This window comes from Streptomyces phytophilus (assembly GCF_013870535.1).
GTDB classification, from domain to species: domain Bacteria; phylum Actinomycetota; class Actinomycetes; order Streptomycetales; family Streptomycetaceae; genus Streptomyces; species Streptomyces phytophilus.
In genome coordinates this window covers 1-8,555 of sequence record NZ_JACBXC010000145.1, presented here as the reverse complement: position 1 = coordinate 8,555, position 8,555 = coordinate 1, and the positions used below count along the sequence as shown (strand labels likewise).

9 protein-coding genes and 1 riboswitch are annotated in these 8,555 nt (G+C 73.2%); of the genes, 5 read left to right on the top strand and 4 right to left on the bottom strand.

All coding sequences use genetic code 11. The features are described from left to right. On the bottom strand, window positions 1–410 hold a 410-nt coding region (locus H5J30_RS10375), incomplete at its 3' end, for an AAA family ATPase (RefSeq protein ID WP_309505486.1). A gap of 167 nt (window positions 411–577) precedes the next feature. Further along, a riboswitch (glycine riboswitch) is annotated at window positions 578–674 on the top strand. Between the two features lie 157 nt (window positions 675–831). Between H5J30_RS10375 and gcvT the strand changes: the two genes are divergently transcribed. The 4 genes from gcvT to H5J30_RS10355 all read left to right on the top strand — a co-directional run bounded on the left by gcvT (window position 832) and on the right by H5J30_RS10355 (window position 5,248). Further along, the gene (gene gcvT, locus H5J30_RS10370) at window positions 832–1,965 is read left to right on the top strand and encodes a glycine cleavage system aminomethyltransferase GcvT (RefSeq protein WP_181787134.1); all 1,134 of its coding nucleotides are present in this window, start codon (window positions 832–834) and stop codon (window positions 1,963–1,965) included. A 77-nt stretch (window positions 1,966–2,042) separates the two neighbouring features. Continuing rightward, window positions 2,043–2,417: a glycine cleavage system protein GcvH gene (gene gcvH, locus H5J30_RS10365; protein WP_181787133.1), complete on the top strand. Its 375-nt coding sequence runs from the start codon at window positions 2,043–2,045 to the stop codon at window positions 2,415–2,417. A gap of 55 nt (window positions 2,418–2,472) precedes the next feature. Further along, window positions 2,473–3,741: a serine hydroxymethyltransferase gene (gene glyA / locus H5J30_RS10360; protein WP_220188743.1), complete on the top strand. Its 1,269-nt coding sequence runs from the start codon at window positions 2,473–2,475 to the stop codon at window positions 3,739–3,741. Window positions 3,742–3,865: 124 nt separating this feature from the next. Further along, on the top strand, window positions 3,866–5,248 hold the full coding sequence (locus tag H5J30_RS10355; RefSeq protein WP_181787132.1) for an L-serine ammonia-lyase: 1,383 nt from the start codon (window positions 3,866–3,868) through the stop codon (window positions 5,246–5,248). Window positions 5,249–5,504: 256 nt separating this feature from the next. On the opposite strand, the gene H5J30_RS10350 is transcribed toward H5J30_RS10355, so the two are convergent. From H5J30_RS10350 to H5J30_RS10340, 3 genes are read right to left on the bottom strand one after another with little or no spacing between them, the layout of a single operon-like run. Next, window positions 5,505–6,293, bottom strand: a complete 789-nt coding sequence (locus tag H5J30_RS10350) for an HTTM domain-containing protein (RefSeq protein ID WP_181787131.1) — start codon at window positions 6,291–6,293, stop codon at window positions 5,505–5,507. A gap of 35 nt (window positions 6,294–6,328) precedes the next feature. Next, window positions 6,329–6,853: a hypothetical protein gene (locus tag H5J30_RS10345; protein WP_181787130.1), complete on the bottom strand. Its 525-nt coding sequence runs from the start codon at window positions 6,851–6,853 to the stop codon at window positions 6,329–6,331. 10 nt (window positions 6,854–6,863) lie between these two features. After that, a complete protein-coding gene (locus H5J30_RS10340; RefSeq protein ID WP_181787129.1) occupies window positions 6,864–7,634 on the bottom strand; it encodes a hypothetical protein in 771 nt (256 codons plus the stop codon). Window positions 7,635–7,831: 197 nt separating this feature from the next. Between H5J30_RS10340 and H5J30_RS10335 the strand changes: the two genes are divergently transcribed. After that, on the top strand, window positions 7,832–8,555 hold a 724-nt coding region (locus tag H5J30_RS10335), incomplete at its 3' end, for an RNA ligase family protein (RefSeq protein WP_181787128.1).

The following is an 8,555-nucleotide window of genomic DNA, read 5'->3' as shown; positions in this document are numbered from 1 at the left end:
CGCCCGCGCCGCTCCTGCCGCTCCCGCGCCACCTCGGCCGGCACGTCCAGCACCACGACGTGCACCCCGCGCCCGTATCGCCTGGCCTGCCTGGTCAGCCACCACCGCACCCACGGCAGCGTGCCGCAGTCGTGCACGACGAGGCTGCCGCCGGCGCGCACCGCCAGGCGCAGCCGCGCGTAGTGGTCGACCCTGACTAACGGCCGGTACACCGCGTACGGCAGCCGGGTGCCCACCTTGCGCGCCCAGCGCTCGCGTACGTACTGCGAGTCGATCAGCAGCACCTCCGCCCGCGGCCGCGTACGCCGCATGAGGGTGCTCTTGCCGCTCCCCGGCAGCCCGGAGATCACGACGATGTCCCCCTCCGGATATCGAAGCCGTTCCCTGGAGGCCGCCTGCTCCACCGTCACGCTGCCTCCCACGCCCCGCACCGCCGCCGCCTGCCGTCCACAAGCGTCGCAACAGCGGCGGGGCTCGACAAGGAGGCAAGGGGAAGACGGCCTCGCGCGTTCTGCGCCCTGTCCCGCGATCGGCGCCGCGTGCAATGATGGGCCCCGCCAACTGCATACCGGCCGTTCGAATCCGCGCGGGAGAGTCCCGGTGCCACTCGCACCGGGCGCCGAAGGAGCAAGTCCTCCCTTGAATCTCTCAGGCACCGTCACCGCGCGGGCGAGGCAGATCTGAAAAGCGGGTGGCGCTCTGGAGCACAGCCGTGCGCCGGCGCCGCCCCACCCAAGGTGCAAGCCACGCTCCCGCGGGATCGTGGCGAACCTCTCAGGTTCCGATGACAGATGGGGAGGACACGACCACCCCCTGTCCGGGAGCCAGACGATGACCACTGAGAGCCCTGCACCGCGCCGTACCGCGCTCGACGCCACGCACCGCGCCCTCGGCGCCACCATGACCGACTTCGCCGGCTGGGACATGCCGCTGCGCTACGGCAGCGAGCGCGAGGAGCACGTCGCCGTGCGCACCCGCGCCGGCCTCTTCGACCTCTCCCACATGGGCGAGATCGCCGTCACCGGCCCCGGGGCCGCCGCCCTGCTGGACTACGCCCTGGTGGGCCGGCTCTCCGCCGTGCGCCCCGGCCGCGCCCGGTACACGATGATCTGCCGCGAGGACGGCGGCATCCTCGACGACCTGATCGTCTACCGGCTCACCGACGACGAGTACATGATCGTCGCGAACGCCGCCAACGCGCAGACCGTGCTGGACGCCCTGATCGAGCGGGCCGCCGGCTTCCCGGGCGCGCAGGTGCGCGACGACCGGGAGGCGTACGCCCTCATCGCCGTGCAGGGCCCGAAGTCGCCGGCGATCCTGGGCCGGGTCACCGACGCGGACCTGGCCGGCCTGAAGTACTACGCGGGCCTGCCCGGCACCGTCGCCGGCGCCGAGGCGCTCATCGCCCGTACCGGCTACACCGGCGAGGACGGCTTCGAGCTGTTCGTACGCCCCGCGGACGCGCCCGCCGTCTGGGCGGCGCTGACCGCCGCGGGCGCGGACGACGGCCTGGTGCCCTGCGGGCTCTCCTGCCGCGACACCCTGCGCCTGGAGGCCGGCATGCCGCTGTACGGGCACGAGCTGACCACCGCGCTCACGCCCTTCGACGCCGGCCTCGGCCGGGTCGTCAAGCTCGACAAGCCCGGCGACTTCGTCGGCCGCAAGGCCCTCGAACAGGCCGCCGGGCGCGCCGCGGCCGAGCCGCCGCGGGTGCTGGTCGGCCTGGTCGCCGAGGGCCGGCGGGTGCCGCGCGCGGGGTACGCGGTCGTGGCCGGCGGCCGGCGGATCGGCGAGGTCACCTCCGGCGCGCCCTCCCCCACGCTCGGCAAGCCGATCGCCATGGCGTACGTGGACGCCGCGCACGCGGAGCCGGGGCCCGCGGCGGCGACCGGCGTGGGCGTCGACGTCCGCGGCAGCCACGAGCCGTACGAGGTCGTCGCCCTGCCGTTCTACAAGCGCTCCTGACCCTCCGGCGGCGGCAGCCGGTCCCGCCGTCTGCGCCCCGTTACGTCACTCACGTCCCGATCCTGGAGAATCGCCTCATGAGCAACCCTGAGCACCTGCGCTACAGCAAGGAACACGAGTGGGTCGCGACCGACGACGGCATCGCCACCGTCGGCATCACCGCCCACGCCGCGGACGCGCTCGGCGACGTCGTCTTCGTCCAGCTCCCGGAGGTCGGCGACGCGGTCACCGCGGGCGAGTCCTGCGGCGAGCTGGAGTCGACCAAGTCCGTCTCGGACCTCTACGCGCCGGTGACCGGGGAGGTCACCGCGGCCAACCAGGACGTCGTGGACGACCCCGCGCTGGTCAACTCCGGCCCGTTCGGGGACGGCTGGCTGTTCCGGGTGCGCGTCGCGGGCGAGTCCGCCGACCTGATGTCCGCCGCCGAGTACACCGCGTTCACCGCGGGCTGAGCTCCGCCGCCGCAGCCCTGCCCGCCCGCGTCCCCCTCTTTCCACGGAAGGTCCCATGTCCCTTCTGAACGGCTCGCTCCACGAGGTCGACCCCGAGGTCGCCGCCGCCGTGGACGCCGAACTCAAGCGCCAGCAGTCCACCCTCGAAATGATCGCCTCGGAGAACTTCGCCCCGGTCGCCGTGCTGGAGGCGCAGGGCTCGGTCCTCACCAACAAGTACGCCGAGGGCTACCCCGGCCGCCGCTACTACGGCGGCTGCGAGCACGTCGACGTCACCGAGGAGCTGGCCCGGGAGCGCGTCAAGGCGCTCTTCGGCGCCGAGGCCGTGAACGTCCAGCCGCACTCGGGCGCGTCGGCGAACGCGGCGGCGATGTTCGCGGTGCTCAAGCCCGGCGACACGATCCTGGGCCTGGACCTGGCCCACGGCGGGCACCTGACCCACGGCATGAAGATCAACTTCTCCGGCAAGCTGTACGAGGTGGCCGCGTACCACGTCGACGCCGAGACCGGGCTGGTGGACATGGCCGAGGTCGAGCGGCTGGCCAAGGAGCGGCGGCCGAAGCTGATCATCGCCGGCTGGTCCGCGTACCCGCGGCAGCTCGACTTCGCCGGCTTCCGCCGGATCGCCGACGAGGTCGACGCGCTGCTGATGGTCGACATGGCGCACTTCGCCGGGCTGGTGGCCGCGGGCCTGCACCCCAGCCCCGTGCCGTACGCGGACATCGTCACCACCACGACGCACAAGACGCTCGGCGGCCCGCGCGGCGGGGTCATCCTCTCCCGCCAGGCCCTCGCCAAGAAGATCAACTCGGCGGTCTTCCCCGGCCAGCAGGGCGGGCCGCTGGAGCACGTGATCGCCGCCAAGGCGGTGTCGTTCAAGATCGCCGCGTCACCGGAGTTCCAGGAGCGGCAGCGGCGCACGCTGGACGGCGCCCGGATCCTGGCGGAGCGGCTGCTGCGGGACGACGCGCGCGCGGCCGGCGTCTCGGTGCTCTCCGGCGGCACGGACGTCCACCTGGTCCTGGTCGACCTGCGCGACTCCGAACTGGACGGCCAGCAGGCCGAGGACCGGCTCCACGAGATCGGCATCACCGTCAACCGCAACGCGGTCCCCGACGACCCCCGGCCGCCCATGGTCACCTCCGGCCTGCGCATCGGCTCGCCCGCGCTGGCCACCCGCGGCTTCACCGCCGCGGACTTCGAGGAGGTCGCCGACGTCATCGCCGAGGCCCTCAAGGAGGGCTTCGACGAGGCGAAGAAGCCCGCCCTGGCCGCCCGGGTCGCGGCCCTGGCGGCCAAGCACCCGCTGTACCCCGGCCTGTAGCCCGTACGGTCCGGCTGCCCGGCCTGCACGCGGCGGGCCGCCGGACCCCGGGGACGTACGCGCAAGCCGTTGCGATCCCGCACCCCGCACGCGCACGCCCCACGAAAGGACAAGGGAGTCCCGAGTGGCCATCTCCGTCTTCGACCTCTTCTCGATCGGCATCGGGCCGTCGAGTTCGCACACGGTCGGCCCGATGCGGGCGGCCCGGCTGTTCGCGCGCCGGCTGAAGAACGAGGGCCTGCTGGCCCACACCACCGCCGTACGGGCCGAACTCTTCGGCTCCCTGGGCGCCACCGGCCACGGCCACGGCACTCCGAAGGCCGTGCTCCTGGGCCTGGAGGGCCACTCGCCGCGCACCGTCGACATCGAGTGGGCCGAGGGCGAGGTGGAGCGCATCCGCACCACAGGGCGGCTGCACCTGCTGGGCGCCGAGATAGGGCGCGACCACGAGATCCCCTTCGACGCCTCCGCCGACCTCGTCCTGCACCGCCGCCGCTCGCTGCCGTACCACGCGAACGGCATGACGCTGGCGGCGTACGACGCGGACGGCGGGACGCTGCTGGCGAAGACGTACTACTCGGTGGGCGGCGGCTTCGTCGTCGACGAGGAGGCGGTCGGCGAGGACCGGATCAAGCTCGACGACACCGTGCTGAAGCACCCGTTCCGTACCGCCGACGAGATGCTGCGCCGCACCCGCGAGACGGGCCTGTCGCTGTCGTCGCTGATGCTGGAGAACGAGCGCGCCTGGCGCACCGAGGCGGAGATCCGGGCCGGACTGCTGGAGATCTGGCGGGTGATGCGCGAGTGCGTCGCCCGCGGCACCGCCCGCGAGGGCATCCTGCCCGGCGGCCTGAAGGTCCGCCGCCGCGCCGCGGGCGAGGCCCGCCAGCTCCGCGCGGCGGGCGACCCGGCGGCGCACGCGATGGAGTGGGTCACCCTCTACGCCATGGCCGTCAACGAGGAGAACGCCGCCGGCGGCCGCGTCGTCACCGCCCCCACCAACGGCGCGGCGGGCATCATCCCCGCGGTCCTGCACTACGCGACGGACTTCGTCCCGGGCGCCGACGACGACACCGCGGTCCGCTTCCTCCTCGCGGCGGGCGCGATCGGCATGCTCTTCAAGGAGAACGCCTCCATCTCCGGCGCGGAGGTCGGCTGCCAGGGCGAGGTCGGCTCCGCCTGCTCGATGGCCGCCGGCGGCCTCGCCGAGATCCTGGGCGGCACCCCGGAGCAGGTGGAGAACGCCGCGGAGATCGGCATCGAACACAACCTGGGCCTGACCTGCGACCCGATCGGCGGGCTGGTCCAGATCCCGTGCATCGAACGCAACGGCATGGCGGCGGTCAAGGCGATCACGGCGGCCCGCATGGCGCTGCGCGGCGACGGGCAGCACTTCGTCTCGCTCGACAAGGCGATCAAGACGATGAAGGAGACCGGCGCGGACATGAAGGTCAAGTACAAGGAGACGGCCCGCGGCGGCCTCGCGGTCAACGTGGTGGAGTGCTGACGGCCACCGCCCACCCTGCCGCTGGAGGTGCGGCGGCGGTCCCGCCGGCGGGCGGCGGTGCGCTCAGCTCCCGCGGCGGGTGTCTCCCACAGGGCGCTGAGCGGCATGGCACGAAAGCGCGGGCCGAAGGGGAGCGCATGTGTGTTGATTCAGCCGCAAGATCGATATTGATCTGGCCGCAATCGGTGTGTTGGTCTGGCCGCTGGCCGCATGTCGGTCCGGTCGCTGCCTTCGCGTGCCGTACGCCGGCGGCCCCTCAGCGCAGCGTGCAGTAGATGACGCTCGGGTAGGTCGCGGCGAACGCCCAAAGGAAGGTGTTCAGCCTCATGAGGACCAGGATGCCGAGGTGCATCGCGAGCGTGAGTGCCAGGACCGCGTAGGTCACCCGCGGCTCACCCAGCAGGACGAGCGGGAACGCGCACTCCAGCGCGATCACCCACCATCCCGCGAGCTTCGCCGCGCGGGGGTGCGAGGCGACGACGGGCCCCAGGCGGCGGTGGCCGTACGTGCGGGTGCCGAGGATGCCGCCGAGGGCGCTGCCGCCGCGCCAGACCGGCGAGATCAGTTTGGCGAGGCCCGCGGCGACGTACGCGCAGCATGCCTGGGCCGCCACGAACCAGAGGAAGACGTGCCGCGAGGCGCCGGTGCCGATCACCGCGGCGCAGAACGCCGCGACAAAGATGATCATCGAGAGCTGGTCCGCGCCGTCGCTGCCGTACGGGGAGCGTACGGCGAGGAGCAGGGACGTTGCCGCGACCACCCCCAGGCAGACCGCGGCCGGGACCGGGGATCCGATCACGATCGCCAGCGCGGCCGCCAGCCGCAGCGTCACCAGGACGAGGACGTTCGGGTAGCGCAGGACCAGGTCGACGGCGCGGTCCGCACGGCGGGACAGCCGCCAGGGCCGGCAGGACCGGCCGACCGGCCAGCCGGCGATCGCGTGGTCGGCCAGCAGCGCGGGGCGGGTGAGGTACTCCCAGGAGGAGATGGCCACGCCCACACCGCCGATGGCCAGGGTGAGGCGCACGGCCAGGTCGGCGTTCACGAGGTCCGCTCCATGGACTCCCCCGGGTCGTCCCGTCAGTCGATCGTGTGCAGGGAGGAGACGAAGGCCACCGAGGGAGCGGCCTCGCCGAAGGCGGAACTCCGCTGGATCACCAGGGCGAACTGGGCGGCGCGCGGCTCCTCGGCGCAGGGCTGCGCCGACACGTGGGCCAGGAGCGCCAGATACGGTCCCGTCAGCTCGATCTCCTCCGGCCTGCGCCCCTGGGACGCCAGCTCCATGAGGCTCTGGGCCGCGTCGAGCAGGGCCTTGGTGTGCCGCCGGGCCGGATTCCAGACGGCGCACAGCGGCCGGCCGCCGGCGGCCGTGCCCGCCGTCTCCCGCCACCGCGTGAGCCGGCCGTCGCGCGTGCGGTAGCGGCGGAGCAGCACGAAGTCCTGCGTGCCGGGGGTCGGGGCGAAGAAGGTCCAGCGCGGGATCAGCGCGAAGAAGTCGTACCTGCGGATCTTCGCGGCCACCCGCGAGTGCGGCTGGCACGCCACGGTCAGCACGATCCACAGGGCGCACAGGGCCGCGTACGCGGGTCCGGCGAGTCCGGGCATGTCCGGTGCCTCAGGCGTGGTCGTGGCCGAGGAGTTCGCGGCGCCGGTTCAGCAGCCGGCGTGCCGAGGCCGCGGGACCGAGGCGCTCGATCTCGCCGGGTGGCAGCGGGGCGTCCTGCCGGGCGGCGGCCTCCATCATGCAGTACATGGTCGCGTGCGTGATCTGCGCGAGCTGCTCGACGAAACCGGTCCAGCTGTCGCAGCAGCCGGCCCGGAGGGTGAGGTTCATTTCGAGCTGGTCGTCGGGCACCTGCTCCACCGCGGCCCGCTCGGCTTCGGTGAGAGGGGGCATGTGGCGCACCGCGACCGCGGCCAGGCCGCCCCGCGCGCCGGGGATCAGGTGCTCGACCAGGGTCAGTTCGTCCGGCGCCAGGCGGCCCCCGTTGTAGGGGTTCTCGATCGCCGCCAGGCCCGCTTCCGGAGCGGGGAAGGCGTGTGTCACGAGGGTCCGGCCGCCGTAGCGGATCGTGGCGAAGCTCTCCGCTTCGCGGAGCAGCCGGTAGGCGCGGTAGTAGCTCACCTTCTCGCGGGCGGCGAAGAGGTCCCTGATCTCCTGGGCGAGCCGGACGTCCTCACCCGAGCCGTCCAGCACGACCTGCCGGATCCGGTCGAGCACGGGCGCGCCCGCGCGGTCCAGGAACACCATGATCGACCCCGGCGGCGTCAGGAGCCCGCGGGCCGGGTCGCTCGGTACGTAGTCGATGATCTCGATGGGGCTCTTGCGAAGCTCCCGCTCCTCCAGCTCATCGGCCGCGAGTTGCAACGCCGTCGATCTGTCCATGCGCGCAGTCCGTTCTCCAGGGGCACGACGGGGCCCAGTGTCGGTGCCCCGGCGCGTCGTCCACGTCAGGCGCACGACCTGGGGGCGGGGAATTCACCCCACCGACCGACAGCCGCGCGCCGGCGCGTTATTCGCTGGAGCCGCCTGTGCGGGCGCTTCTACAGTGGCCCAACCCGCCGTCGTCACGGAGCCGGATCATGCGTGTGCACTACCCCCGTACACCGCATCTGCCGTGGTCCCCTGGGGCGGCCTCGGACGACATACGGGCCGGTGAGCTGTCCGGGCTGCGGGGCCGCGAGGTCGTGGTCACCGAGAAACTCGACGGCGAGAACACCACCCTGTACGCCGACGGGCTGCACGCCCGGTCCCTCGATTCGGCGCACCATCCGTCGCGGGCGTGGGTGAAGGGCCTTCAGGGTCGGATCGGCGGGGAGATACCGCGGGGCCGGCGGGTGTGCGGAGAGAACGTCTTCGCGCGGCATTCGATCGCCTACGAGGACCTGGAGAGCCGGTTCTACGGGTTCTCGGTCTGGGACGGCGACCGCTGCCTGGACTGGGACCGGTCGGTCCGGTTCCTGCGGCGGCTGGGGGTGCCGGTGCCCCCGGTGCTGTGGCGGGGCGTGTTCGACGAGCGGGTGCTGCGGGGGCTGCGGCTGGACACCCTCCGCCAGGAGGGGTACGTGGTGCGCACCGTCGAGGGGTTCGGGCTCGCGGAGTTCGGGAAGCGGGTCGCCAAGTGGGTGCGCCGCGGGCACGTGCAGACCGGTACGCACTGGATGCACACCGCCGTCGTGGAGAACGGGCTGGGTCCGAAGGCCGCGCTGTGGGCGGTGCGTTCGGGCGGGGCCGCCGATGCGGCGTCGCTGTCGGCGGCGCTGGGCATCGCCCCGGCGGATCCGTCCGCCGCCGAAGCGGCCGTCG

What these genes read in the sequence shown, in the direction of transcription:
- H5J30_RS10345 (WP_181787130.1), bottom strand. Translation starts at nt 6,853, where the DNA reads ATGCCCGGACTCGCCGGACCCGCGTACGCGGCCCTGTGCGCCCTGTGG.
- H5J30_RS10340 (WP_181787129.1), bottom strand. Translation starts at nt 7,634, where the DNA reads ATGGACAGATCGACGGCGTTGCAACTCGCGGCCGATGAGCTGGAGGAG.
- gcvT (WP_181787134.1), top strand. Translation starts at nt 832, where the DNA reads ATGACCACTGAGAGCCCTGCACCGCGCCGTACCGCGCTCGACGCCACG.
- gcvH (WP_181787133.1), top strand. Translation starts at nt 2,043, where the DNA reads ATGAGCAACCCTGAGCACCTGCGCTACAGCAAGGAACACGAGTGGGTC.
- glyA (WP_220188743.1), top strand. Translation starts at nt 2,473, where the DNA reads ATGTCCCTTCTGAACGGCTCGCTCCACGAGGTCGACCCCGAGGTCGCC.